Source organism: Brevibacterium spongiae (assembly GCF_026168515.1).
GTDB lineage: Bacteria > Actinomycetota > Actinomycetes > Actinomycetales > Brevibacteriaceae > Brevibacterium > Brevibacterium spongiae.
Genome location: NZ_CP093443.1, coordinates 2,792,816 through 2,817,599 on the forward strand (window position 1 = coordinate 2,792,816; position 24,784 = coordinate 2,817,599).

The 24,784-nt window shown below is 65.1% G+C and carries 22 protein-coding genes; 6 read left to right on the top strand and 16 right to left on the bottom strand.

The window, feature by feature from the left end; translation table 11 throughout:
* Positions 1–53 precede the first annotated feature (53 nt).
* Both ilvN and L1F31_RS12535 read right to left on the bottom strand, forming a co-directional pair.
* Entirely contained in the window at positions 54–569 is a 516-nt protein-coding gene (gene ilvN / locus L1F31_RS12530; protein ID WP_265417612.1) for an acetolactate synthase small subunit, read from the bottom strand.
* Positions 566–2,500: an acetolactate synthase large subunit gene (locus tag L1F31_RS12535; protein WP_265417613.1), complete on the bottom strand. Its 1,935-nt coding sequence runs from the start codon at positions 2,498–2,500 to the stop codon at positions 566–568. Before L1F31_RS12535 ends, ilvN begins: the two co-directional genes overlap by 4 nt.
* 407 nt (positions 2,501–2,907) lie before the next feature.
* Here L1F31_RS12535 and L1F31_RS12540 point away from each other — a divergent pair, with 407 nt between their 5' ends.
* The gene (locus L1F31_RS12540) at positions 2,908–4,698 is read left to right on the top strand and encodes an ABC transporter ATP-binding protein (protein WP_265417614.1); all 1,791 of its coding nucleotides are present in this window, start codon (positions 2,908–2,910) and stop codon (positions 4,696–4,698) included.
* The gene (locus tag L1F31_RS12545) at positions 4,695–6,551 is read left to right on the top strand and encodes an ABC transporter ATP-binding protein (RefSeq protein WP_265417615.1); all 1,857 of its coding nucleotides are present in this window, start codon (positions 4,695–4,697) and stop codon (positions 6,549–6,551) included. The genes L1F31_RS12540 and L1F31_RS12545 overlap by 4 nt, the downstream gene beginning before the upstream one ends.
* 109 nt (positions 6,552–6,660) lie before the next feature.
* On the opposite strand, the gene L1F31_RS12550 is transcribed toward L1F31_RS12545, so the two are convergent.
* Together L1F31_RS12550 and L1F31_RS12555 are read right to left on the bottom strand one after the other, a co-directional pair.
* The gene (locus L1F31_RS12550; RefSeq protein ID WP_265417616.1) at positions 6,661–7,671 is read right to left on the bottom strand and encodes a hypothetical protein; all 1,011 of its coding nucleotides are present in this window, start codon (positions 7,669–7,671) and stop codon (positions 6,661–6,663) included.
* Between the two features lie 244 nt (positions 7,672–7,915).
* A complete protein-coding gene (locus L1F31_RS12555; RefSeq protein WP_265417617.1) occupies positions 7,916–8,530 on the bottom strand; it encodes a protein-L-isoaspartate O-methyltransferase family protein in 615 nt (204 codons plus the stop codon).
* An 89-nt stretch (positions 8,531–8,619) separates the two neighbouring features.
* On the opposite strand from L1F31_RS12555, the gene L1F31_RS12560 reads away from it, so the two are divergent.
* Positions 8,620–9,138, top strand: coding sequence for an adenine phosphoribosyltransferase (locus tag L1F31_RS12560; protein WP_265417618.1), 519 nt, complete (start codon positions 8,620–8,622; stop codon positions 9,136–9,138).
* Between the two features lie 24 nt (positions 9,139–9,162).
* Here L1F31_RS12560 and L1F31_RS12565 read toward each other — a convergent pair whose 3' ends face one another.
* Both L1F31_RS12565 and L1F31_RS12570 read right to left on the bottom strand, forming a co-directional pair.
* Positions 9,163–9,615 (bottom strand): PTS sugar transporter subunit IIA, encoded by a 453-nt coding sequence (locus L1F31_RS12565; RefSeq protein WP_265417619.1) that lies wholly within the window; start codon positions 9,613–9,615, stop codon positions 9,163–9,165.
* A 123-nt stretch (positions 9,616–9,738) separates the two neighbouring features.
* Positions 9,739–10,101 (bottom strand): PTS sugar transporter subunit IIB, encoded by a 363-nt coding sequence (locus L1F31_RS12570; protein WP_265417620.1) that lies wholly within the window; start codon positions 10,099–10,101, stop codon positions 9,739–9,741.
* 27 nt (positions 10,102–10,128) lie between these two features.
* Between L1F31_RS12570 and L1F31_RS12575 the strand changes: the two genes are divergently transcribed.
* Positions 10,129–11,499: a PTS transporter subunit EIIC gene (locus tag L1F31_RS12575; protein WP_265417621.1), complete on the top strand. Its 1,371-nt coding sequence runs from the start codon at positions 10,129–10,131 to the stop codon at positions 11,497–11,499.
* 125 nt (positions 11,500–11,624) lie between these two features.
* Entirely contained in the window at positions 11,625–12,446 is an 822-nt protein-coding gene (locus L1F31_RS12580; RefSeq protein WP_265417622.1) for an aldo/keto reductase, read from the top strand.
* 132 nt (positions 12,447–12,578) lie between these two features.
* On the opposite strand, the gene mdlC is transcribed toward L1F31_RS12580, so the two are convergent.
* The 9 genes from mdlC to cysK form a co-directional block, all read right to left on the bottom strand.
* The gene (mdlC, locus tag L1F31_RS12585) at positions 12,579–14,198 is read right to left on the bottom strand and encodes a benzoylformate decarboxylase (RefSeq protein WP_265417623.1); all 1,620 of its coding nucleotides are present in this window, start codon (positions 14,196–14,198) and stop codon (positions 12,579–12,581) included.
* A 95-nt stretch (positions 14,199–14,293) separates the two neighbouring features.
* On the bottom strand, positions 14,294–15,235 hold the full coding sequence (locus L1F31_RS12590; protein WP_265417624.1) for a D-2-hydroxyacid dehydrogenase family protein: 942 nt from the start codon (positions 15,233–15,235) through the stop codon (positions 14,294–14,296).
* 156 nt (positions 15,236–15,391) lie between these two features.
* Positions 15,392–17,104, bottom strand: a complete 1,713-nt coding sequence (ilvD, locus tag L1F31_RS12595) for a dihydroxy-acid dehydratase (RefSeq protein ID WP_265417625.1) — start codon at positions 17,102–17,104, stop codon at positions 15,392–15,394.
* A gap of 166 nt (positions 17,105–17,270) precedes the next feature.
* Positions 17,271–18,215: a 2-hydroxyacid dehydrogenase gene (locus tag L1F31_RS12600; protein WP_265417626.1), complete on the bottom strand. Its 945-nt coding sequence runs from the start codon at positions 18,213–18,215 to the stop codon at positions 17,271–17,273.
* A 113-nt stretch (positions 18,216–18,328) separates the two neighbouring features.
* Positions 18,329–18,793: a MarR family winged helix-turn-helix transcriptional regulator gene (locus L1F31_RS12605; protein WP_265417627.1), complete on the bottom strand. Its 465-nt coding sequence runs from the start codon at positions 18,791–18,793 to the stop codon at positions 18,329–18,331.
* Between the two features lies 1 nt (position 18,794).
* Complete coding sequence (locus L1F31_RS12610; protein ID WP_265417628.1) at positions 18,795–19,508, bottom strand: NAD(P)H-dependent oxidoreductase; 714 nt, start codon at positions 19,506–19,508, stop codon at positions 18,795–18,797.
* The gene (locus L1F31_RS12615) at positions 19,505–20,695 is read right to left on the bottom strand and encodes an LLM class flavin-dependent oxidoreductase (RefSeq protein WP_265417629.1); all 1,191 of its coding nucleotides are present in this window, start codon (positions 20,693–20,695) and stop codon (positions 19,505–19,507) included. Before L1F31_RS12615 ends, L1F31_RS12610 begins: the two co-directional genes overlap by 4 nt.
* Positions 20,696–20,865: 170 nt before the next feature.
* Positions 20,866–21,612: a serine O-acetyltransferase EpsC gene (epsC, locus tag L1F31_RS12620; protein ID WP_265417630.1), complete on the bottom strand. Its 747-nt coding sequence runs from the start codon at positions 21,610–21,612 to the stop codon at positions 20,866–20,868.
* Positions 21,613–21,730: 118 nt separating this feature from the next.
* A complete protein-coding gene (gene cysK, locus L1F31_RS12625; protein WP_265417631.1) occupies positions 21,731–22,657 on the bottom strand; it encodes a cysteine synthase A in 927 nt (308 codons plus the stop codon).
* Positions 22,658–22,981: 324 nt separating this feature from the next.
* Here cysK and def point away from each other — a divergent pair, with 324 nt between their 5' ends.
* Complete coding sequence (gene def, locus L1F31_RS12630; RefSeq protein ID WP_265417632.1) at positions 22,982–23,554, top strand: peptide deformylase; 573 nt, start codon at positions 22,982–22,984, stop codon at positions 23,552–23,554.
* Between the two features lie 4 nt (positions 23,555–23,558).
* Here def and L1F31_RS12635 read toward each other — a convergent pair whose 3' ends face one another.
* Complete coding sequence (locus L1F31_RS12635; protein ID WP_265417633.1) at positions 23,559–24,593, bottom strand: hypothetical protein; 1,035 nt, start codon at positions 24,591–24,593, stop codon at positions 23,559–23,561.
* Positions 24,594–24,784: the final 191 nt, after the last annotated feature.

The window sequence follows — 24,784 nt, forward strand, 5'->3', positions numbered from 1 at the left end:
CAGTCGGTCGTGACCGCGCGGTTCCGTATTCTTCGTCAGCTGCGCAGTGTTCGTCAGCTGCGCAGGGCACGGTCGGTGATCGACTTCGCTCCGCGGCCGATGGCCACGGTTCCCGACTGCACGATCTCCTTGATCCCGAAGGGTTCGAGGACCTCGCGCAGCGCTTCGACCTTGCCGAGCTCACCGGTGGCCTCGATGCTCACGGAATCAGGTCCGACGTCGACGATCTTCGCTCGGAACATCTCCACCGCCGAGGCGACCTGCGGACGTGTCGCCGTATTCGCCTTGACCTTGTAGATGATGTGCGCACGACGCACCGAGGTCTCGGGTTCGAGCTCGACGATCTTGATGACGTTGACGAGCTTGTTCAGCTGCTTCGTCACCTGTTCCAGGGGAACATCGTTGACGTCGACGACCACCGTGATCCGCGAGAGCTCTTCGTGCTCGGTCACACCGACGGCGAGGCTGTGGATGTTGAAGCCGCGACGGGCGATGAGCCCGGTGAACCGGGTGAGCACACCGGGCTTGTTCTCGACCAGGACAGAGAGTGTGTGCCGGCTGTTGTTCATTCCAGGCCTCCTTCGATCTCAGCCACGGAACGCACCGTGCCGTCTTCGTTCGCTCCAGCCTCGGCGATGGCGGCCTCGGCTTCCTCTTCGCCCTCCCCGTCGAATTCGGGGCGGATGCCGCGGGCGTACTCGATCTCATCGTTCGACACACCTGCCGCGACCATCGGCCACACCATCGCATCCGGCGGGACTGTGAAGTCGAGGACGACCGGTCGGTCATTGATCGACAGCGCCTTCTCGATCGCGGCGTCGACATCCTCGTTGCGGTCCACGCGCAGCGCTTCGCAGCCGTAGGCTTCGGCCAGTTTGACGAAGTCGGGGATGCGGATCGTCTCGTGACCGGTGTTGAGGTCGGTGTTCGAGTAGCGGCCGTCGTAGAACAGGGTCTGCCACTGGCGGACCATGCCCAGGGACGAGTTGTTGATGATCGCGACCTTGATCGGGATGTTGTTGAGCGCGCAGGTGGCCAGTTCCTGATTGGTCATCTGGAAGCAGCCGTCACCGTCGATCGCCCACACGACACGGTCGGGCTGACCGACCTTCGCACCCATCGCTGCGGGCACGGAGTAGCCCATGGTGCCGAGTCCGCCGGAGTTCAGCCAGGATTTGGGACGCTCGAACTCGATGAACTGAGCCGCCCACATCTGGTGCTGTCCCACTCCTGCGGCATAGACAGCCTCGGGGCCGGTGAGAGCGGAGATCCGGGAGATGACGTACTGCGGATCGCACAGTTCGCCGTGCGTCTCATAGCCGAGCGGATAGGTCTGCTTGAGACGATTGAGGAAGCGCCACCACGGTTCGCGCTGACGCTCCAGGGCCTTGGGGAACTTGCTGCGCATCTCCGCGAGCATCTCGGCGAGCACTTCGCGGGCATCGCCGACGATCGCGACATCGACCTCGCGGTTCTTGCCGATCTCGGCCGGGTCGATATCGGCGTGGATGACCTGCGCGTTCGGGGCGAAGGAATCGAGCTTGCCGGTCACTCGGTCGTCGAAGCGGGCGCCGATGGCGATGAGCAGGTCGGCCTTCTGGAAGGCGGTGACGGCAGGCACGCTGCCGTGCATTCCGGGCATGCCCAGGTGCAGCTGGTGAGAGTCGGGGAAAGCTCCTCGGGCCATGAGCGTGGTGACCACGGGGATGTTCGTGGCCTCGGCCAGGCGCAGCAGCTCCTTCTCGGCCTCCGAGCGGATGACTCCGCCGCCGATGTAGAACACGGGGCGCTGAGCCTCCGACATCAGACGCGCGGCCTCGCGGATCTGCTTGGCGTGCGGCTTGAGGATCGGGCGGTAGCCGGGCAGCGCCGGCTCCTCCGGCCAGACGAACGGAGCCGTGCCGGTCTGGGCGTCCTTGGTGATGTCGACGAGCACGGGGCCGGGACGACCGGTGGTTGCGATGTGGTGGGCGTTGACGAGGACTCCGGGGATATCCTCGGCGCGAGTGACGAGGAAGCTGTGCTTGGTCACCGGCATCGTCATGCCGACGATATCGGCTTCCTGGAATGCGTCGGTGCCGAGCAGCGTCGAGGCCTGCTGGCCGGTGATCGCGAGCATCGGCACGGAGTCCATGTTCGCGTCGGCCAGCGCCGTGATGAGGTTGGTCGCACCCGGACCCGAGGTGGCGATGCACACGCCGAGCTTGCCGGATGCGGCCGCATAGCCTTCGGCCGCGTGGCCGGCGCCCTGCTCATGGCGGACGAGGATATGGCGGATCTTCTCGGTCTCGAAGAGCGGGTCATAGGTGGGAAGGATGGTGCCGCCGGGAAGCCCGAATACCGTGTCGACCTCGAGCTTCTCGAGGCTGCGGACGATCGCCTGCGCGCCGGTGAGGACCTCGGGGCCGGTGTTGCGGCGAATACTGGACGGTGTGGCTGTGACCGGTGCGGACGCGGGTTGAGTGCCCGTGTCCTTCGCGGTCGAGGGCTTGGCTGCCATCGATTCCTATCCTTCCTAGGTTTCCTTCTCATCTCCGCATTAAAAAAGCCCCTCCGGATTCGGTAGGGGCGCGCGGAACGTGTCGTCTCGACAGGCTACGGAAGATCCGCGCGCTGGCTAATAACGACGACAAGAAGGTGAGTCATGCCTCAATAGTTCACCGCAGCGCTTGAGGGTGTCAAACCTCGCAAACGTTCGTCCCAGAATTCGAGACTTCGGATAGTCGTCATGCGAGACTCACCGAGGCGGCGCCGCGATCACATCTGCCCACCGTCCACGGCCCGTCAGCGCTATTCAGCAGTGTCATTCAGCGCAGAAAGACAGTCCGATTCAGCGCACAGAGAAACGGGAAGCCCGTTTGCCGGATTCGTGGAATAGGTCACAGTGTCCGACTAGGCTGGAGTATCGTGCGCCCCCTCCTCCGTTTCTGGCCTGATCTCCGCTCACGCATCGGCGTGTACGCCCTCGTACTCGTCCTCACTCTCCTGGCCAACGGAATCCAGCTCATCATCCCGGTGATCACCGGATACATCGTCGACGGGCCCATCGCCCACCGCGATCTGTCGGCCTTGTGGCTGCCGGTTCTCGGGGTGCTGTTCATCGGCATCGCCGAGGCGGTCGGAATGTGGGCGAGGCGCATGGTCGTCGCTCCCGTCGTCTCGCATTGGGAGGTGACGTGGCGTTCGCGTCTGTTCGATCGTCTGCAGTACACCTCGGTGGCGATCCATGATTCCTGGGAGTCCGGCCAGCTGCTCTCGCGCGCGGTGAATGATCTGTCCCAGCTGCGTCGCTTCTTCGCGTTCGGTCTGCCGTTCCTCCTCTCCACACCGATCGTGCTCGCCGTCGGCACGGTGATGCTCGTGATCATGCAGCCGGTGTTCGGTCTGATCATGATCATCATGGCGGTGCCGGCGATCATCGCGGTCGCCGTCTTCGAGAAGCACTACCGCGAGACCTCCCGCCGGTCGCAGGACACGATGGGCGAACTGACCACGGACGTCGAGGAATCCATTCAGGGCATCCGCATCCTCAAGTCCTTCGGCCGCTCCCCCTGGGCCGCCGAGCGCTTCTCCGAGATCTCGACCCGGCTGAAGTCCCTGGAGGTCCGCAAGGCGAAGCTCGACTCGTGGCTGTGGAGCGTGCTTCTGCTGCTGCCGACTCTGGCGCAGGCGGCGATCGTCGCCGTGGGCACCTGGGGAGTCATCGAAGGCTGGACGACGATCGGCACGGTCGTGGCGGCCGTGACGATCTCGATGGTGCTGCGTATGCCCATCGAGATGCTCGGCTTCCTGCTCGCCGATGCGCTCATGGCGCTGACCGCCGCCGGCAGGTACTGGGAGGTCATCGACATCCGCCACGACATCACCGATACCGACGGCGGTGTCGACGATGCTCCCGAGGTCGGGCGGTACAGCGGGAAGCTGCGCTTCGACGATGTCGACTTCCATTTCGCCGATACCGAACGGCTGACCCTGCAGGGCCTCGATCTCACCATCGCGCCCGGTCAGACCCTCGCTCTCGTCGGGGCGACCGGCTCGGGGAAGACGACGCTGGCGTCGTTGGTGCCCCGGCTGCAAGACGTCTCCGCCGGGACGGTGAGCATCGACGACGTCGATATCCGGGATATGCCGGTCAACGAGCTGCGCCACCTCGTCTCCGTGTCCTTCGAGGATCCGATTCTGTTTTCGACGTCGGTCGCCGAGAATGTCGAGATGGGTGCGCCCGGCGCGAGCGAGGATGAGATCTGGGAGGCCCTCGAGATCGCGGCGGCGAAGGACTTCGTCTCCCGACTGCCCGATGGGTTGGACACGCAGGTCGGCGAGCAGGGACTGTCTCTGTCCGGCGGTCAGCGTCAGCGCCTCGCTTTGGCCCGAGCGGTCATCGGTCGCCCGCGGGTCCTCGTCCTCGACGATCCGCTCTCGGCCGTCGATGTCGACACCGAGGATCGGGTGCAGCGGGCTCTGCGGGAGATCCTGCCGGATTCGACGACGCTCATCATCGCCCACCGCCCCTCTACGGCGGCGCTGGCCGATGTCGTGGCTGTGCTCGATGAAGGACGGGTTGCGGCACTGGGCACGCACGAACAGCTGCTCGAATCCTCGAAGCTCTACCGCGAGCTCATGGGGGCGAGCGCGAAGTCCGATGCGCACACGCATCCGGGGACGGCCGCCTCGGCGACGGAAGGAGGACCCTCATGAGCATGCCCCGTCTCGACAGCGACGACGAAATCGAGCAGCTGCCGCCGGAGATTGCGAAGAAGGCGCGCGCCCTGCTGATGTCGCTGGTCAGACCGCATCTGGCAATGGTTGTGTTCCTCGCCGTCATCGTCGTGCTCACAGCCGTATTCATGGTCATCGGGCCGGTCTTCATCGCCGACGCCCTCGATAACGGCGTTCCGGCGGCGATCGACGGCGATATGGATCCGCTGATTCGGGCGGTCACGCTCTTCATCGTCTCGGCGGTCGCCGGGGCGATTCTGGCGTTCACGTCGACCCGGCTGGTCGGGATCACTGCGCAGAAGATCCTCTTCACCCTGCGAGAGCGGGTCTTCACTCATGTGCAGCGTCTTGACCTGGGCTATCACGAGAAGTCGACCTCGGGTCGGCTCGTGTCCCGGCAGACCTCGGACATGGAGTCGGTGCAGCAGTTCCTGTCGTATTCGCTCTTCGATACGGCGCTGGCGGTGCTGCAGATGCTCTTCATCGCCGTCACCCTGGTGGTCCTCGATATACCGCTGGCGATCGTCGTCTTCGCCGGGTTCGTGCCGCTGTTCTTCATCACGAAGTCCGCGCATTCGACTCAGCGCAGCGCCTACCGGCGGACGCGGACGTCGATTGCGAAGGTCATCGTCCACTTCGTCGAGACGATGGGCGGCATCCGCGCCGTGCAGGCGTATCGCCGTCAGCCCGAGCGGCGCGGGACCCTGAGCGATCAGGATGCTCGCTATCGTGATGCGAACACCGATGCCCTGCGCGGGGTGGCGTGGTTCGCCGGGTGGACGCGGCTGATCGGCAACGTCACGCAGACGGTCATCATCGTCATCGGTGCGTGGCTCGTCATCGAGGGGTGGACGCAGGTCGGCGTGCTCGCCGCGTTCATCCTCTACCTGCGCCGTTTCTACGGCCCACTCGACGAACTCGTGCAGGCGTTCAATCTCTATCAGTCCGCCTCGGCGGCGTTGGAGAAGATCGCGGCGGTCCTCGACACCGACCCCGAGGTGGTCGAGCCGACCCAGCCACGTGCGCTGCCTGCGCACGCGAGCAGTGCGGTCCCGTCTGCGGATGATGCCGACTCCGCAGCGACGAAACCTGCCAATGGCCGCGCGCTCGATCTCGATCAGGTCCGCTTCGCGTACGCAGACGGCCCCGATGTCCTCCCCCGCTTCAGCCTCCACATCCCTGCGGGGCAGATCGTCGCGCTCGTCGGGGCCACCGGCGCGGGCAAGTCAACGCTGGTCAAGCTCGTCACCCGCTTCTACGATCCAAGCGTTGGTCGGATCACCCTCGACGAGGTGGATCTGCGTGACCTCGATGATGCGCAGCTGCGATCATCGGTCGTCATGGTCACTCAGGAGTCGTTCCTCTTCGCCGGCACCATCGCCGACAACATCCGCATCGGCAACCCGAACGCCAGCGACGAGGATGTTGTTGCCGCAGCGACCGCCGTCGGCTTGGATGCGTACATCAGACGGCTGCCCGAGGGCTATGCCACGGATGTCAAGAAGCGCGGCGGTCGGCTGAGTTCTGGACAGCGTCAGCTCGTGTCATTCGCCCGAGTGTTCCTCGCCGATCCGGATGTCGTCGTCCTCGACGAGGCGACCGCTCACCTCGACATCCCGTCCGAACGCCTGGTGCAGAACGCTCTGGCCACGGTGCTCGAGGGCCGGACTGCGATCATCATCGCCCACCGCTTGTCCACCGTCGAGATCGCCGACCGCGTGCTCGTCATGGAATCCGGCCGGATCATCGAGGACGGAACACCGGACGAACTCATCTCCGGCACCGGCAAGTTCGCGCAGCTGCACCAGGCCTGGCGCGACTCCCTCGTGTGAAGTCCACCCGTTTCTTGCCCCTCGTCATCACTGGCTTGGTGAACCTGCAACAGCTTGGTCCCTGCACCGAGCTGTTGCAGGTTCACCAAGCTGGACGTGAGAACCATGCTCAGCGGACCGCTGCCCGTTGCTGCGTCCGGGCGCGCACGACCCGCTCGATGTCGGTGAACGTCTGCCACCGCCACAGATCCTTCCAAAACACACGGACGACGTGATAGCCCAATGCGCGCAGCCGCCGCTCTCTCTCCCGTTCACGATCGAACTCTCGCCGATGGTCGCGACTATCGAGCGTGTACTTGGCTCGACCGTCGAACTCGATGATCGTTTTGGACGACCTGTGAGCGAAGTCGGTGCGCGCCACGAAGAAACCGTTCTCATCGAAGATCTCAACCTGGGGCTCGAAGCCGCCCAGGCCGACTTCGAAGAGTCGGACGGCGACGATGGATTCGCCAGGAGACTCTCGCCGGCTGTCAGCCAACTCCAGCCCTATCTCGACACGTCGGAGATTACGTCTCTCTTTGCAGGTGTCGACCACCGTGCGCAGCTCTCGCTTCGTCACGACGTTCCTCCGCAGAGCATCGTCGAGCATGGGAACGCTGGTGTCGAGATCGTAATCTCGAGCAACGTCGATGAGAGTCCGAGCCATGGAGGTGAGCGCGGTGTCTCCAAGCAGCTTGACGTGTTCGTCGCAGACTGCTCTCCGGCGAACGATCAGGTGGGCGAATCGGCCGCTGGTATTGGGACGAATCACTTCCACTCGCGAGTGCGGAATCTGCACCACCTCTAGTTGCCACAGCAGAGCAGCGGAGAGATGCGAGAAGACTTCATGCCAAGCCTCCGAGGATATTTCCGCCTGCTTGTTGACGAGATCGGCGCGCGCTCGGATAAGTATCTTCACACGTTCGATGGCATCGCGTTTGTCGCCTATCCTTTCGAGCTCATCGACATCACCTTCGGCCAGCGAGGACCAAATCTTGGCGTGGCCGGGATTGGAGCAAGTACCCACTACGGCAAAGCGGCCGCGGGCAATTCGCTCCAGACAACAGCCGACAGCTGTGCGGATATCGCGGTCCGAGAGTCCAAGGCGTCGAAGCCCTTCCGTCACGAAAACCTGATACATCACATCATTATGATTCAAACGCTACCAAACTACAATAAACTGTATAGCAATGCTCATCGCCTGCTCTCGCGAATAGCTCGCCGCGCATTATCAGCCTGGTGAACCTGCAACAGCTCGGCCCCTGCACCGAGCTGTTGCAGGTTCACCAAGCTGGTATCGAATCGCGCGGCGGTCGCTCAAGCCGTACTCGGGCGCCCGGCTCCCAACTGGTCGTGGAGGGCATTCTCCGACGGCAGTGACCAGGTCACTCGCTGATCAGCGGCACGAACCGGTACCAGCCGTGCCGAGTGATCGTCAGTTCGTCTGTGTCGCGCCCGCCACGGACGGCTCGGAGCATCTCCCCCGCGACGGGAACGACCATCGTGGCGCCGACGGCCAGCTGATCGACGATCTCGTCGGGCAGTGAGTCGGCACCGGCGGAGACGAGGATCCGGTCGAACGGGGCCTCAGCCGGGAGTCCGAGGGCACCTGGGGCGGCTTCGTGGATAGCCACCTCGGCGAGGGTCTCGCGGTCTGCGAACTCGGCGGTGACGGCCTCGATTGCTTCCCGCGAGGATTCGACGAGCTGCGCATGCCGTTCGACGCCGACCACTCGCCCGGTCGGACCGACGAGGACGGCAAGCAGCATCGAGGTCCACCCGGAGCCTGATCCGAGGTCGAGGACGGTGTCGCCCGGCTGCGGATCAAGCAGGCGGAGCATGTCCGTAACGGTGCGCGGCTGCGAATTCGTCTGTCCGTGCCCGATCGGCAGGGGTACATCGTCGGAGGCGTTCCGGCGTTCCGCCACCGGCAGGAACGGTTCGCGCGGAATCCGGGCGAACGCCTCGGCGATTCGATCGTGCGGCGCCTCCGATGACATGGTTCCTCCGATCCCCAGAGATCTCCTGCCCTTCCCATTGTGCCGGTACATGCGGAGGGCGCAATGCCGCCACCGAGTATCGTTGTGCCGTGACTCAATCTGATCTTGACCGCGCCCAGAGCCTCATCACCTCGATTCCGGACTATCCCGAACCGGGAGTGATCTTCCGCGACATCTCCCCGCTGCTGGCCGATGGTCCGGCGATGCGGGCCGTCACCGAGGCGCTCATCGCACCGTTCGCCGGACAGTTCGATATCGTCGGCGGACTCGAAGCCCGCGGCTTCCTCTTCGCCGGTGCGATCTCCGCAATGACGGGCGTCGGAATCCTGCCGATCCGCAAGGCCGGAAAGCTCCCCCGCCCGGCAGCCGCTGTGTCTTACACGCTCGAATACGGCACCGCCACCATCGAAGGCCCCGATGTCCTGAAGAAGGGCGAGCGCGTCCTCCTCATCGATGACATCCTCGCCACCGGAGGAACGCTCACAGCTGCTCAATCACTGGTCGCCGATCTCGGCGCCGAAGTCATCGGCTCAGCCGTCGTCCTTGAGCTCACCGCGCTCGGCGGACGCGAGCACACGGGCGAGGTTCATACCCTCTTCGCGGAGTGAGACGCCTCAACTGACTCAGACGCCTCAGCCGATACGGATGAGGCTGTCGCCCGCATCGATCGGCCCCGCCTCGGCGACGCTCAGGTCCTCGACGTCGGCTTCGAGGACGACGACCGGTACGACCACGGACTTCTCTGCCTGCCGTGCGGCAGCCAGGTCCCAGACGATGATCTCGTCACCGGCCTCGACCTGCTGCCCGGCCTCGGCGCGGAGGGTGAAACCTGCGCCTCCCAGATGGACTGTGTCGATGCCCAGGTGGACGAGCACTCCCTGATCGGGCCGGTGGGAGATGACGAATGCATGAGGTTTGAGGCTCGTCAGCTTTCCAGAGACGGGCGCCGTGACCGTCAGCGTCGCACCCTCACCGGGGTCGATGGCAGCTCCGGGACCGACGAGCGCCTTTGCGAATACCGGGTCGGGAACGCCCGTCAGGGGCACCACCGTGCCGGTGATGGGTGCAGCGATTGTGACTGCCATAGTCAGCAGGCCGCCTTTCTCCAAAATCAGAAATATTTCGCCTAGACTGACCTCAGAGTACAGACAAGGCTCACTGTCGACCAGAAGTTGCTCACCGGCGAGCAGAGGAGACGAAGACGTGACTCAGCCCATGAGGTCTTCGATGTCATCGACGAGGTTGTCGGCCTCCGGACCGACGACGACCTGGACCGCGCTGCCCTGGACCACCACACCGAAGGCACCGGCTGCGGTGAGCGCCTGCTCATTGACGAGCGAGTCATCGTCGACCTCGACCCGCAGCCGGGTGATGCACGCTTCGATGTCGTCGATGTTGTCGGCACCGCCCAGGCCGGCGAGGATCTGCGCTGCTTTGTCCATGTCTGTCACCTTCATCTCCGGCGCTGATGCGCCGGCGTCGATTTCACGTTCTGCGATCTGCGTCACAAGTCTACGGCGACTCGTGACCGACTGCCCCACTTCCGAGGAGGAATCCGATGGCCATCCCATCCGCTGAGGCTTCCGAGGAGGAATCCGATGGCCATCCCATCCGCTGAGGCACCGAAGAAACGCAGGAAGGCGATACCGGGATTCGCCCAACTCCAACGCATCGGCCGCTCTCTCATGCTTCCGATCGCTGTCCTGCCTGCCGCGGCCCTGCTGATGCGCTTCGGTCAGCCGGACATGCTCGGTGCAGACGGACTCGGCCAGTTCGCAAGTTGGCTGCTGCCGGTGGCGACGGTCTTCGCGGCCGCTGGTTCTGCTCTGTTCGACAACCTGCCGTTGATCTTCGCCGTCGGTGTGGCCATCGGATTCGCGAAGAAGGCCGACGGCTCCACCGCGCTGGCCGCGGTCGTCGGGTATATGGTCCTCACCGGAGTCTTCACGGCCATGTCTCCGAGCTTCGGCTCGGACAACGGCGAGGGTGAGAACGTCATCAACTTCGGAGTGCTCGGCGGAATCGTCGTCGGCATCATCACCGCCCTGCTCTATCAGCGCTATCACCGGATCAAACTGCCGACCTACCTCGGTTTCTTCGGCGGTCGTCGTTTCGTTCCGATCGTCACCGCGGTCGCGTCGATGGTCATTGCCGTGGTCATGGCCCTGATCTACCCCGTCTTCGACGCTCTCATCAACAAGGGCGTGGGCGGCTTCCTCATGGAGCACGGAGCCAATCCGGGCACCGGGTTCGTCTTCGGCACGATCAACCGCCTCCTCATCCCCTTCGGGCTGCACCACCTGCTGAACAATCTGCCGTGGTTCCAGCTGGGTTCGTGCACGACCGCATCGGGAGACACCGCGCACGGCGACATCACCTGTTTCTTCTCCGGCGCGGACGGCACGGCGGACTGGACGGGATCGTTCATGACCGGGTTCTTCCCGATCATGATGTTCGCCCTTCCGGCCGCGGCCCTGGCCATCTATCACACCGCCCATCCGAACCGCCGCAAGGTCGTCGGCGGCATCATGCTCTCGGTGGCGCTGACCTCTTTCGTCACCGGTATCACCGAGCCGCTCGAATACGCCTTCGCCTATGTCGCATTCCCGCTCTACGCGGTCCACGCCGTGCTCACCGGCACGTCGTTTGTGGTGGTGAATGCACTCGGAATCAAATCCGGATTCGGCTTCTCGGCCGGTGCGCTGGACTATCTGCTCAACCTCGGTCGAGCGTCCGAACTCTCCGGCGGCATCGGGCCCGTCCTGCTCCTGCTCGTCATCGGCCTGGCCTACGCCGTCATCTACTACTTCCTGTTCCGCTGGGCGATCATCAAGTTCAACCTGCATACCCCGGGTCGCGAAGACGAAACCGACACCGGCACGGGTGCTCCGTCGGTCTTCGACGAGGCCCAGATCGCTGCCGAGGAATCCACGGGCAAGAAACGCGCACAGGACGAAGGCAGAAGCTGAAGGAATGTTCCGGGCCTCGGTGACGTTATTGGCTCGGTTCGGCGCTCTCACCGGGTGCCGAACCGGCGGACCCGATCAGCCTCGGCTCCGTCCTGACCAGTGCATACGTGACGAAAGGCGGCACCATGACGGTTCCCACACTCACTCTCAACGACGGCAAGACGATCCCTCAGCTGGGCTTCGGCGTCTTCAAGGTCGACCCCGACGAGACGGAACGCATCGTCACCGACGCCCTCGAAGTCGGCTACCGCCACATCGACACCGCCGCCGTCTACGGCAACGAGGAAGGTGTGGGCCGGGCCATCGCGAAGTCCGGGATCGCCCGTGACGAACTCTTCGTGACGACCAAGCTGTGGAACGACCGCCACGGCGCAGAGGAGTCCAAACGCGCCCTCGGCGAATCCCTGGAGAAGCTCGGCCTCGACCACGTCGATCTCTACCTCATTCATTGGCCGACCCCGCAGAACAAGAATTCCGTCGAGACGTGGGAGGCCTTCCCCTCCTACCGCGATCAGGGCCTGACCACCTCGATCGGCGTGTCGAACTTCGACCACCGGTTCCTGCCCGAGATCCTCGACACCGGCATCATCCCCGCCGTCGACCAGATCGAGGTCCACCCTCAGTTCCAGCAGGTCGAGACCCGTCCGCTGCTGACCGAGAACGACATCAAGATCGAAGCCTGGGGACCGCTGGGACAGGGCAAGGTCGACTACGCGAGCACCGTCATCGGTGAGATCGCCGCCGACCACGAGAAGTCCTGGGCCCAGACCATCATCCGCTGGCACCTGCAGAAGGGGCACATCGTCTTCCCGAAGTCGAACAACCGCGACCGCATGGAGCAGAACTTCTCCGTCTTCGACTTCGAACTCACGGACGCCGAGGTGGCAGCCATCGATGCGCTCGAAAACGGCGGTCGCGTCTCCGCCGATCCCGCCGAGGTGAACTGACCCCGTCAGCAATACCTCGCCGAGGCGGCCCTCCCCTAGTCTGGACCGCTGAGAACGACGAAGCCGCCGAAGAGTTCCGACTCTCCGGCGGCTTCGTCGTTCTCGGTCAGGCGTTCATTCCGCCGGTTGTCCTCAGGCGCCGAGGACAACGGCGTCGATGAGCACCGGTCCGTCGGCCTGCAGCGCTTCCCGGTAGGCGGCGTCGAACTCCTCGCGAGTCGTCGTCCGGCTGGCCGGAACACCGTATCCCTGTGCCAGGGAGACGAAGTCGATCGTGCCCAGGGTCAGGCCCGGGGTGTCCGGGACTCCCATGCGCTCTGCGAATCCGGACAGCGCACCGTATCCGGAGTTGTTGACGATGACGAAGATCGTCTTCGTGCCCAGCTGAGCGGCCGTGTACAGAGCCGTGAGCCCGTAGTTCGCAGAACCGTCGCCCACGGTGGCGACAACGGTCTTCTCCGGGTCGCCGAGGGCCATGCCGACGGCGACCGGCAACCCGAAGCCCAGTCCTCCCGAGGCCGGGAAGTGATACATTCCGGGCCGGTCGATGACGATCCGCTCGAGGTAGTCGAGGTCGAGGGTGGTCGTCTCATTGACGTAGACGACACTGTCGTCGACGTGCTCGTTGAGGACATCGAGCACCTCGGTGCCGGCCATCCCCTGCTCCGATCGGGCAGGAGCGGTGACGGTTCGGGACCCGCGGTCGCCTCGGCGAGTTCCTCGATCGGTCGTCGCCTCCGCGAGGTCGGCGAGCGCACCGGCGACATCGGCGACGACGGCGCGGCCGAACGGTGCCCGCGTCGCCTCCCGTGGATCCTGGGTGATCTGGATGACCTCGGTGCCCGGCTCCAGGTAGTTCGCCGGTTCCCAGCGGTGGTATCTGAAGGTGGCGGCGCCCATGACGAGGACGACGTCATGGCCGGACAGTCGGTCGCGCACCGATCGGATTCCAGGCACCAGCACGCCTTCGAAGTTCGGGTGGGTCGTGGGGAACGGGCACCGCGTCGGTGAGGGTGCGACGTAGACGGAGGCGTTCAGGCGCTCGGCCAGCACCACCGCGTCCTCATAGACCGTCGGATCAGCGACGGCCGCGGCATCGACCTGCGGGCCGAGGACGAGGGCTGGATTCTGCGCCCCGTCGAGGACGTCGGTGAGTTCGCCGCGCAGCGAATCCGGCATGGTTCCTGCCGTCGTCACCGAACGCTTCGCCAACAGTTCGTCATCGGCAAGTGCTGGCTCGTCCCAGTCGTCGAGGGGGACGGACACGTAGACGGGCCCGCTCGGTTCGGTGGCTGCCTCGAATGCGGCCTGCGACAGGGTGCGCGGCACGTCGGTGGCCGACAGCGGCTCGTGTGAGTATTTCACCAGCGGGGCGGGCAGAGTCGAGGCGTCGACATTGGCCAGCATCGTCTCCTGGCCGACGGTTCGGCGAACCTGCTGACCAGCGAGGACGACGAGCGGAACGTGGCCGTAGTGGGCGTTCGTCAGGGCGCCCATGCCATTTCCCGACCCCGAGGCGGCATGCAGGTTGACCAGCGCGGGCCGTCCGGTGGCGCGTGCGTATCCTTCGGCCATGCCGACGACGACCTGCTCGTGCAGACCGAGGATGAAGCGGAAGTCGTCACCGAGCCCGGCGAGGAACGGCAGTTCGTTCGAGCCCGGGTTGCCGAAGATCGTCGTCATCCCGTGGGCACGAAAGACCTCCAGACTCGCGTCGAGGACTGTCTTCTCACCTTCGGGCTGATCGGCCATTGTGCCTCTGCTTTCGTTTTGCGTGCTCTCGCGGTGGGGCGACGAGGGATGGCGTCCCTCTCACCTCACCATAGCCGTGGCTCATACGTTCCGGCTCAGCCGATCACGCGGATCGGCTCTCCCGAAATCCAGGCGGCGATGTCCTCGACAGCCTGCGTGAAGAAGATTCGGTAGGTGTCTTCGGTGACGTAGCCCAGGTGCGGGGTGAGCACGGTGCGCGGTGTGCTGCGCAGTCGATGGTCGACCGGCAGCGGTTCTTCGTCGTGGACGTCGAGTCCCGCGCCGCGGATCCCGCCGGCTTCCAGCACGGTGATGAGCGCATCGGTGTCGACGAGTCCCGCGCGGGAGGTGTTGACGAGGATGCTGCCTGGCTTCATCGCCTCGAGTTCCGCAGCTCCGACGAGTCCTCGGCTGCGTTCGCTCAGCTTGTAGTGGATGGAGACCACGTCCGCGGTGGAGAAGAGTTCGTCCTTGCTCACTGCTCGCACGCCCAGGCCGTCGGCCCGTTCGGCGTCGAGGTTCTGGCTCCACGCCACGACCTCCATACCGAAGGCCGCTCCGACTCGTGCGACCTTCGTTCCCAGACGTCCCAGACCGACCACGCCGAGGCGGTGCCCGTCGAGGTCTCCACCGACCGTCGACTGCCAGCCGCCGCCTCGGACAGCGGCGTCCTCGGCCGGGATGCTGCGCAGGACCGAAAGGATGAGTCCCCAGGTCAGTTCCGGTGTCGCCGAGGTGGTCGACTCGGTTCCGCAGACCACGATCCCCTGCGATCGCGCCGCCTCCACGTCGATGGAGGCGTTGACCCTCCCCGTGGTCACGAGCAGACGCAGGTCCGGCAGCCGTTCCAGCCGACCGTCGGTGAAGGCGGTTCTCTCACGCATCGCCACAACCACCTCGGCGCCGTGGAGGACCTTCACCAGGTCATCGTCGTCGACGATGGGGCGCGAGATGAACTCGACGTCGGCGTCGAGGGCGTTCCAGTCCGCGAATGTGGCTGCCACCTCTTGAAAATCATCGAGAACGACGATGCGCAAGTTTCCCCTCCTGAATTCGTGTGACCTACATCCTAGAGCCGATCGCCGAGGCGGTGCAGACGTGACGTCTGCACCGCCTCGGCGATGGTGGATTCGGCCCGTGCCGCTGAGCGTCACCCGGGGGCGACCGGAGTCAGCAACGGACCTTGAGCTGGATCAGAAGCAGACTGCACCCTTCGACGCCGACTGCACGAGCTTCGCGTACTTGCCGAGCACGCCGGTGAGGCGATGGTTGTCCGGGATCGTCCAGGACTTGCGACGCTCGGCCAGCACCTCCTCGTCGACGTGGAGCTCGATCGAGCGGGCCGCGATGTCGACGGTGATCTTGTCACCGTCCTCGACGAGCGCGATCGGGCCGCCGTCGACCGCCTCGGGGGCGATGTGGCCGATGCACAGACCGGTCGAACCGCCGGAGAAGCGGCCGTCGGTGAGCAGCAGGACGTCCTTGCCGATACCCGCGCCCTTGATGGCGCCGGTGATCGCGAGCATCTCGCGCATTCCGGGTCCGCCCTTGGGTCCTTCGTAGCGGATGACGACGACGTCGCCCTTCTTCAGTTCGCCGTTCAGCACGGCATCCATCGCCGGCTTCTCCTGGTCGAAGACGCGAGCGGTGCCTTCGAAGACATCGGCGTCGAAGCCCGCGGACTTCACGACGGCACCCTCGGGCGCCAGCGATCCCTGCAGCACGGTGAGGCCACCGGTGGCGTGGATCGGGTTGTTGAGGGCACGCAGGATCTTCCCGTCCGGATCCGGCGGGTTGATCGACTCGAGGTTCTCGGCCACGGTCTTGCCGGTCACGGTCAGGCAGTCGCCGTTGAGCAGACCGGCGTCGAGGAGGGCCTTCATGATCACGGGTACGCCGCCGATCTTGAAGACGTCGTTCATCACGTACTGGCCGAAGGGCTTGACGTTGCCCAGGTGCGGAACCTTGTCGCCGATGCGGTTGAAGTCATCGAGATCGAGCTCCACTCCGGCCTCGTGGGCGATGGCCAGCAGGTGGAGGACCGCGTTCGTCGAACCGCCGAAGGCCATGACCACAGCGATCGCGTTGTGCAGCGATTCGCGGGTGATGATGTCCTTCGTGGTGATGCCCTGGCGCAGCATGTTGACGACTGCCTCGCCGGACTTGCGGGCGAACATCGTGCGGTTGCGGTGGATGGCCGGCGGTGCGGCCGAACCCGGCAGGGACATGCCCATGGCCTCGGCGGCCGAAGCCATCGTGTTCGCGGTGTACATTCCGCCGCAGGCACCCTCACCGGGGCAGACGGCGCGCTCGATGGCGTCGACGTCCTTCTGGGACATGGTGCCCGCACGGCAGGCGCCGACAGCCTCGAAAGCGTCGATGAGGGTGACTTCCCTCTCCGAGCCGTCCTCCATCTTCGCGGTTCCGGGCATGATCGAACCGTTGTAGAGGAAGACGCTCGAGAGCCCGAGGCGGGCGGAGGCCATGAGCATACCGGGGATCGACTTGTCGCAGCCGGCCATGAGCACGGAGCCGTCGAGGCGTTCGGCGCTCATCACGGTCTCCACGGAGTCGGTGATGACCTCACGGGAGACCAGCGAGTAGTGCATTCCCTCGTGGCCCATCGAGATCCCGTCCGAGACGGAGATGGTGCCGAATTCCAGGGGGAAGCCACCGGCCTCGTGGACGCCTTCCTTGGCGGCCGAACCGAGACGCTGCAGCGACATGTTGCAGGGGGTGATCTCGTTCCACGAGGTCGCGATCGCGACCTGCGGCTTCACCCAGTCGTCGTCGCCCATGCCGACGGCGCGCAGCATGCCGCGTGCGGCGGTGGCCTCGAGGCCGTCCGTGACATCGCGAGAACGGGGTTTGATGTCGGGAGTGGTGTTGTCTGTATCGATGCTCATGCAGGCATGCTACGCCCGATTTCAGCATCCGCACGCCGGACTCTCGCATGGTGGAACCACTTCTGGGCACCATGCGAGAGTCCAGCCGCGAGGCCGTGTTCCGGCCCTGCTTAGGTCAGATTCGCGTGACCTATTGCCGGCGCCTCGGGCCCCAGCTCACGGCGTCTCAGGCCTTGATGAGGTTGACCGGCTGCTGCCCGTCGTTGATCCGCCTGACCTGCTCGGCGAGGATCTTCACGACTCGGGGCTCGAACGCCGAGGTGTCGCCTCCGACGTGGGGCGTAATGAGGGTGTTCGGGGTGCCCCACAGTGCGTGGTTGCGCGGCAGCGGCTCCGGGTCGGTGACGTCGAGGGCGGCATGGAGTCGGCCGGTGGCGAGCTCGGCCACGAGCGCATCCGTGTCGACCACCTTGCCGCGGGCGACATTGACGATGAGCGCATTGTCGGGAAGCAGGCTGAGGAACTTCTCATCGACGAGGCGGTTCGTGCCCTCGTTGAGCGGGGTGATGAGCACGCCCACCTCGGTGTGGGGCAGAAGCTCCGGCAGCTCGTCGACGCCGTGGATCTTCCCGCGCTCGTCCTCACGCGCGGTCGAGGCCACTCGGGTGAGCTGGACTTCGAAGGGGTCGAAGCGGTCGGCGATGGCCGAGCCGATCTCACCGACGCCGATGATCATCACGCGACGGTCCTGCAGCGAACGGTAGCGATGGTGCTCCCACACCCGCGAGACCTGCGAGCGCACGGCGTCGTCGATTCCGCGCAGGCTGGCCAGGGTCAGTGCCAGAGCGAGCTCGGCGGTTCCTCCGGTGTGCACGCCCGAGGCGGTCGCCACCTGGATCCCGCGTTCGGGCAGGTGGGAGACGGGGTCGAATCCGGTCGTCTGCGTGATCACCAAGCGCAGGTTGGGCAGTTCGTCGAGCAGCTCGATCGTCGGTCCGGAATCCAGGTAGGGCAGGACGACGACGTCGACATCGTCGCGGCTGAGCTTGGCCGACCGTTCGGCATCGGAGAAGACGACGAGGTCGACGTTCGCACGCTGGTGAGCGGGGATCCGAGCGATCACTCGGTTGCGGAGCTCGGAGTTCGGGAAGGCGATTGTGGTGATGGACATGCCCACATTGTGGCACGCAGACCCGCCCCGTGCCGAGAACTTCGTCACTCTGAGATGGCGGGCCTCAGCACACGGGAGGAACCCGCTTCATCACTCGGCCGGGGCCCGCTTCATCACTCGGGCAGGGAGTTCCCGATCCGTGTGAAGACGGCCTCGATCACCTCGAGTTCGGCGTCGCTGACATGGTCGAAGAAGACCTCGTCGACATAGCTCTTGTGCTGGGACCCGGCGGACAGGAATGCCCGCGCCCCCGCCTCGGTGAGTGCCACATTATGGGCACGCCCGTCTTCGAGGCATTTCGTCTTCGTCACGAGCCCCGCGTCGACGAGGACCTTGATCCGATAGTTCAGCCGCGATGGCGAGAAGACGAGCTTCTTCGCCAGGGCGCTCATCGTCAGCGTCCGCTCCGGCGCTTCCCACAGCAGGAGCAGCGTGTTGTAGTCGCTGACGTCGAGCCCCGCATCGTCCTTGAGCTGGACTTCGAGGGCCTGACGGAGGCGCAGCGAGGTCTCGAAATAGGTTCGCCACGCGTTCTGCGCCAGCGCCTCCTTCCCGAGCCCGAACCTGATCTCCGTCATCTCAGCACTCGAGCAGCTGCGCGAAAGGGGTGACGTTCGCGGGGTCGAATTCGTCGACGATTCCGCGATTCGCCGAGGCGGCGCCCGTGGTCGCACCCGACCCTGCACCTCCGCGCGGATCGGGGTCGGCCACCTCGGCGAGGTCGTCGTTTCCGGCCCCGATGATCGTCGCGGTCAGGGACACGAGCTCCTCCCCCGCCTGGCGGATCCGGGCGGTCAGCGCCCGGCCGCCCTCGACGGTCCCCCAGTCATCGGTCGCGGCGAAGACAGTCGTGGGCACGACGATGCCCTTGAGGTAGGACAGCATCGGCCGCAGCACCGCGTCCCCGGCCAGGGAATGGCGCGCCGTGCCGCCGGTGGAGCCGATGAGCACGGGCTTGCGGCTCAGCGCTTTGTCATCGATCAGCTGCCAGAACAGGGTGTGCAGACCGACCGGGGCGGCCTTGTACACCGGCGCGACGGTGACGATCGCATCGGCTGCGGCGATGGTCGCGAAGGCCGACTCGAGGGCTTCGGAACGGAACCCGGTCAGGGTCATGTCCGTGATCGCGGTGGCGAGGTTGCGGACGTTGATGACGTCCGTGGTCACGTCGATGCTCACCGATTCCCCCGCCGAGGCGGCAGATGCGAGCACTCGATCGGTGAGTTTGAGTGTGGTCGAGTCCTCGCTGAGCGAGGTGGTCACGGCCACGATGTGCATCGTGTTCGTGCTCATGAGCGATTCGCTCCTTCCTGTGTCGCATTCTGGGCCGCTTCGGCGGCGCGTGCCTGCCGGTCTTCGAACGCACGCGATCCCTCTCCGCCTCCGGGGATCGGGTCGCGGCCTTCGCGGTGCCGGATGACGAGGGATTCGTGGGTCGGGGCATCGGGGACATCGACCGGCCGGCCCTTCGCGAACTCCTCGCGGAGAACGGGGATGACCTCTTCGCCGAGCAGGTCGAGCTGTTCGAGCACGGTCTTCTGCGGCAGTCCCGCATGGTCGATGAGGAAGAGCTGGCGCTGGTAGTCTCCGGCCCAGTCGCGGAAGCTCAGGGTCCGCTCGATGACCTGCTGGGGTGACCCGACGGTCAGCGGAGTCTGCGTCGAGAAGTCCTCGAGGCTGGGCCCGTGGCCGTAGACCGGGGCGTTGTCGAAGTAGGGACGGAACTCGCGGACGGCGTCCTGGGAGTTCTTGCGCATGAATACCTGACCGCCGAGGCCGACGATCGCCTGGCTGGCCTTGCCGTGGCCGTAGTATTCGTAACGCTGGCGGTAGAGCTGAACCATCCGCGCGGTGTGCGAGGTCGGCCAGAAGATGTTGTTGTGGAAGAATCCGTCGCCGTAGTAGGCGGCCTGCTCGGCGATCTCGGGGCTGCGGATCGATCCGTGCCACACGAACGGCGGCACATCGTCCAGCGGGAACGGGGTGACGGTGAAGCCGCCCAGCGGAGTGCGGAACTTGCCTTCCCAGTCGATATTCTTCTCACGCCACAGGCGGTAGAGGAGGTTGTAGTTCTCGACCGCCAGCGGGATTCCGGCGCGGATGTCCTTGCCGAACCACGGGTAGACAGGACCGGTGTTTCCGCGGCCCATGATCAGGCTGATGCGGCCGTCCGAGAGGTGCTGGGCGTAGGAGTAGTCCTCGGCGATGCGCACGGGATCGGTCGTGGTGATGAGCGTCGTCGCCGTGGAGAGTTCGAGCTTCTCGGTCTGTGCGGCGATATTGGCCAGCAGGATCGGCGGGTTCGCCGGGGCCACGAAGGGCGGGTTGTGGTGCTGACCTGTGGCGAAGACGTCGAGGCCGACCTCTTCGGCCTTCTTTGCGATCTCGACGGTGTTCTTGATCCGCTGGTGTTCGCTGACTGTGGTGCCGTCGGTGGGGTCGGTCGTGACGTCGCCGATGGTGAAGATTCCGAATTCCATGTCTGCTCCTGAGGCGTGCTGGTCGAACTGCTCGAACCTGTCTCACTTCAATTTTGAAGTATTTAGTTGAAATCTTAACAGATTGGGTCGCAGAAGTATTCCCCGGGTGGCGAAGGGCACAGAAACGCCCCGTCGGTGAGGCGGGGCGTTTCTGTGGTGAGCCGCTGAGTTCAGATCCAGAGGGCGGGATCCTCGAGGACGAAGTCGGGGCGGTTCGCCTCTTCGTCACCGGATACGGTGCTCGAGGCGGCAGATCGCGAACCGGCGGAGCTTGAGCCGGCAGGACTCGACCCACCTGCCTCTCCCCTGTCGGCTTTCCCGGTCGCTGCTGACTTCTTCGGCCGCACGGTCGCGGGGATTCCCACGGCGCTCGAGTCCGCTGCCACGTCCTTGACGACGACGGCATTGGCTCCGACCGCAGAGTTGTCGCCGACGACGACGGGGCCGAGGATCTTCGCCCCCGCGCCGACGAGCACGTGGTTGCCGATCGTGGGATGGCGCTTCTTCTGCTCCATCGAGGTGCCGCCGAGGGTGACCTGGTGATAGAGCATGACGTCATCGCCGATCTCCGAGGTCTCGCCGATGACGACTCCATTGGCATGATCGATGAAGAACCTGCGGCCGATCTTCGCTCCCGGATGGATCTCGACCCCGGTCAGGGTGCGCACCATCTGCGACAGGAGACGAGCCGGAGTCCTGCCCGCTTCGTACTGCCAGAGCCTGTGCAGTCCTCGGTGAGCCCAGATCGCGTGCATCCCGGGGTAGGAGACAAGAGACACGAAGTCACTCGTCGCCGCGGGGTCGCGTCGACGCACGGTGTCGAGGTCTTCGCGCAGGGTCGTGCGCACCTTCGGGCGGCTGAGTCCGTAGACCGCAGCGCCCGCGGCTGCAGCGGCCGCCGTCCACAGTGCCTTCATGATGTCCGTGCCTTCATGATGTCCGTCCTTGCTCTTTGTTTGGGTGCGGAAGTTCGAGGTCCTCAGACGGCAAGGGCGCCAAACCGGAGTTTGACGCCCTCGTGCCGCTGGCTCGGAATCAGTCGAGGTATTCGGAGAACAGCGGAGTCGACAGGTAGCGCTCACCGAAGTCGGGGAGGATGACGACGATGCGCTTGCCGGCGTTCTCCGGACGTGCACCGATCGCCTCGGCGGCGGAGAGCGCAGCACCGGAGGAGATGCCCACGAGGAGGCCCTCTTCCTTCGCGACCTCACGGGCACGTTCGATGGCCGCATCGTTTTCAACGGTGACGACCTCATCGTAGATGTCGGTGTCGAGGACGCCGGGAACGAAGTTCGCGCCGAGGCCCTGGATGGCGTGCGGGCCGGCCTTGCCTTCGGTCAGCAGCGGCGAAGCGGCAGGCTCGACGGCGATGATCTTCACTTCGGGCTTGGCCTCACGCAGTGCGGAGCCCGCGCCGGTGATGGTGCCGCCGGTGCCGATTCCGGAGATGAAGATGTCGACGTTGCCGTCGGTGTCGGCGAGGATCTCAGGACCGGTGGTGGTCCTGTGGATCTCGGCATTGGCCTGGTTCTCGAACTGGCGCACGAGCACGGCACCGTCGGCGGCGAGCTCTTCCGCCTTGGCGACGGCGCCCTTCATGCCGTCGGCCTTGTCGGTGAGGACGAGTTCGGCGCCGAAGGCGCGAAGCAGCGCGCGGCGCTCCTTCGACATCGACTCCGGCATGGTCAGCTTCACGTTGTAGCCACGGGAGGTGCCGATCATCGCCAGGGCGATGCCGGTGTTGCCCGAGGTGGCTTCGACGATCGTTCCGCCGGGCTTGAGCTCGCCGGACTTCTCAGCGGCGTCGATCATGGCCACACCGATCCGGTCCTTGACGGAGTTGCCGGGGTTGTACGACTCGAGCTTGGCGATGATCTCGGCACCGGAGCGCTCGCTGGCCTTGTTGACGCGGATCAGCGGCGTACGGCCGACCAGATCGGAGACATTGTTGAAGATGGTCAATGTAAGTCCTTTCACGCTTTTGCTTACCTGTGCAGACAGGCATTTTCGCGACAGCTGGCATCTCGTGGTCCGAGACGGCTTGTGCTCATCATAACCACCCCGTCCCTGAACATGTTCCCAGAATAGTTGCTCAACAATCACTGTTCGCTGGCGGCGAAAATTCTCGACTTCGCGCGTCATACTCCCTAGCCTCAGCCGCCGCCATCAGGTACAAGAGCGACTTGACCCAGCCAACCGCTGAGCAATTGAGGCCCCAGAATCGTCGTCCGGACTCAGCTGCCACCGGGCTCAGAAGCGGATGCGGATACCGATACGATTGACCTCATGGCTATTCATCCCATCGTCGTCTATGGCGAGCCCGTTCTGCATCGCCGCGCTGAGAAGATCACAGAATTCGATGCCGGTCTCGCCGAGCTCGTCGCCGACATGCACGAGACTCTGGATGCGAGCAACGGCGTCGGCCTCGCCGCCCCGCAGATCGGCATCGGCATGGCCATCTTCGTCTTCAATGCCGACGACGACCACGGCGTCCGGCGCCGCGGCACCTTCGTCAATCCGATCCTCATCGCCTCGAAGATCCCCGACACCCGCCCGGACCCCGATGAGGAGACCGAGGGATGTCTGTCGGTGCCGAGCCTCGATTTCCCCCTCAAGCGCGCCGAGCGTGTCACCGTCAACGGCGTCGATGAGACGGGAAAGCCGGTGACGCTCACCGCGGAGGGCTGGTTCGCCCGCATCATGCAGCACGAGTACGACCACCTGCAGGGCACTCTCTACGTCGACCGCCTCGACAAGCGGTGGTCGAAGAAGTGGAAGAGGGCCCAGGCGGACCATGGCTACAATGAACCGGGACGGTCCTGGATGCCGGGAGTCGATCCCGACCCCTTTGGGCACTGAGAGGTCAGGCCTCGAGTTCGTCCACGGACTTCTGTGCCGCAGCCAGTCTGGAGTCGAAGTCGTCGAAATCGTCGGCGGTCTCATCGAGTTCGGCGACGAGACCGGAGATGATCGACGACTGCGATTCCGCGTCGATGCGCAGCTCGCGGAACTGCCAGTCGGCCGAATCGTCGGCGGCCGTGCGTGAGAGCACATCGAGCACCCGGTCGCCGAGTTCGCGGGAGCGTTCGGAATTGTGCAGCAGCATGAGCTGCTCATCGAGTTCGAGCAGCCGCTCGAAGTACTCGTGCATCGACTCGACCCGACGCGCCATCGACGTGAAGGCGACGGCCAGCTTCGACAGGTAGGTCTCCACCGACTTCGCGGTTCCCGCATCGCGGATGCCCTCGATCTCCTCGCGCAGGCTCACGAGCTCCTGCAGGCGCACGCCGATGGAGGCCACGGCGTGGTCGAGGTCGACGCGGGAGACGTGGTCCTTCAGTATCGGGTGGGTCCATGCCCGGGTCCGTACGATCTTGCGGGCGATCATCACAGCCAGGTGGAACAGGCGCTGTTCATCGGTGTCACGGCCGTCCTTGCGTCCGGCGATGTAGCCGAGACTCTGCGGGGTGATCCAGCGGGCACCGGTGACCTTGCGTCGGGCTCTCCTGCTCAGTCGCTTCGGGTCGCGCAGGTACTTCGGTCCGGTGACGGCGGCGAAGACGCCTGTGCCCACCGCCGTTGCCGCACCCATTCCGCCGAAGGTCAGTGCGGCATCTCCGAACCCGGACAGCAGCGCGAGCCCTCCGGGGGCTGCGAAACCTGCGGTCATGGCGGTGCCTGCGGCGGTGCCGCCTTTGAAGAGAACGCTGGAGCGGAAGAAGTTGCGTCCCATCCCGCCGGTGAGCATGATCGCGCTCGGTGCCCCGGCCGTGTAGCGGTATCCGCGAGCGTTCCACGCTCGCATCACATCATCATTGACGCTTTCGGGCACGAGAACCCGGTAGATCGGGGCCGACTTCCCGCATTCTCTCTTCCACAGAGACTTCCACTCAGACACCGCTTCACCTCCACGCGTGTGGTGCACGCAGACGACTCTCATGCGGCCGGTCCGGTCCGGCCGCCGCCGTCACGGAGAATGCGAACAGCCACACCCTCCGCTGTGCTCGGGAGCCGGTCGGCTCCCTTGGACGCACAGTCTAGAGGGTGTGGCTGGATCAATCCTGAGTTGTGGTCAGGTCACAGTGCAAG

Coding starts and splice junctions, on each gene's coding strand:
- ilvN (WP_265417612.1), bottom strand. CDS start 569: ATGAACAACAGCCGGCACACACTCTCTGTCCTGGTCGAGAACAAGCCC.
- L1F31_RS12535 (WP_265417613.1), bottom strand. CDS start 2,500: ATGGCAGCCAAGCCCTCGACCGCGAAGGACACGGGCACTCAACCCGCG.
- L1F31_RS12545 (WP_265417615.1), top strand. CDS start 4,695: ATGAGCATGCCCCGTCTCGACAGCGACGACGAAATCGAGCAGCTGCCG.
- L1F31_RS12550 (WP_265417616.1), bottom strand. CDS start 7,671: ATGTATCAGGTTTTCGTGACGGAAGGGCTTCGACGCCTTGGACTCTCG.
- L1F31_RS12555 (WP_265417617.1), bottom strand. CDS start 8,530: ATGTCATCGGAGGCGCCGCACGATCGAATCGCCGAGGCGTTCGCCCGG.
- L1F31_RS12565 (WP_265417619.1), bottom strand. CDS start 9,615: ATGGCAGTCACAATCGCTGCACCCATCACCGGCACGGTGGTGCCCCTG.
- L1F31_RS12570 (WP_265417620.1), bottom strand. CDS start 10,101: ATGGGATGGCCATCGGATTCCTCCTCGGAAGTGGGGCAGTCGGTCACG.
- L1F31_RS12575 (WP_265417621.1), top strand. CDS start 10,129: ATGGCCATCCCATCCGCTGAGGCACCGAAGAAACGCAGGAAGGCGATA.
- L1F31_RS12580 (WP_265417622.1), top strand. CDS start 11,625: ATGACGGTTCCCACACTCACTCTCAACGACGGCAAGACGATCCCTCAG.
- mdlC (WP_265417623.1), bottom strand. CDS start 14,198: ATGGCCGATCAGCCCGAAGGTGAGAAGACAGTCCTCGACGCGAGTCTG.
- ilvD (WP_265417625.1), bottom strand. CDS start 17,104: ATGAGCATCGATACAGACAACACCACTCCCGACATCAAACCCCGTTCT.
- L1F31_RS12600 (WP_265417626.1), bottom strand. CDS start 18,215: ATGTCCATCACCACAATCGCCTTCCCGAACTCCGAGCTCCGCAACCGA.
- L1F31_RS12605 (WP_265417627.1), bottom strand. CDS start 18,793: ATGACGGAGATCAGGTTCGGGCTCGGGAAGGAGGCGCTGGCGCAGAAC.
- L1F31_RS12610 (WP_265417628.1), bottom strand. CDS start 19,508: ATGAGCACGAACACGATGCACATCGTGGCCGTGACCACCTCGCTCAGC.
- L1F31_RS12615 (WP_265417629.1), bottom strand. CDS start 20,695: ATGGAATTCGGAATCTTCACCATCGGCGACGTCACGACCGACCCCACC.
- epsC (WP_265417630.1), bottom strand. CDS start 21,612: ATGAAGGCACTGTGGACGGCGGCCGCTGCAGCCGCGGGCGCTGCGGTC.
- def (WP_265417632.1), top strand. CDS start 22,982: ATGGCTATTCATCCCATCGTCGTCTATGGCGAGCCCGTTCTGCATCGC.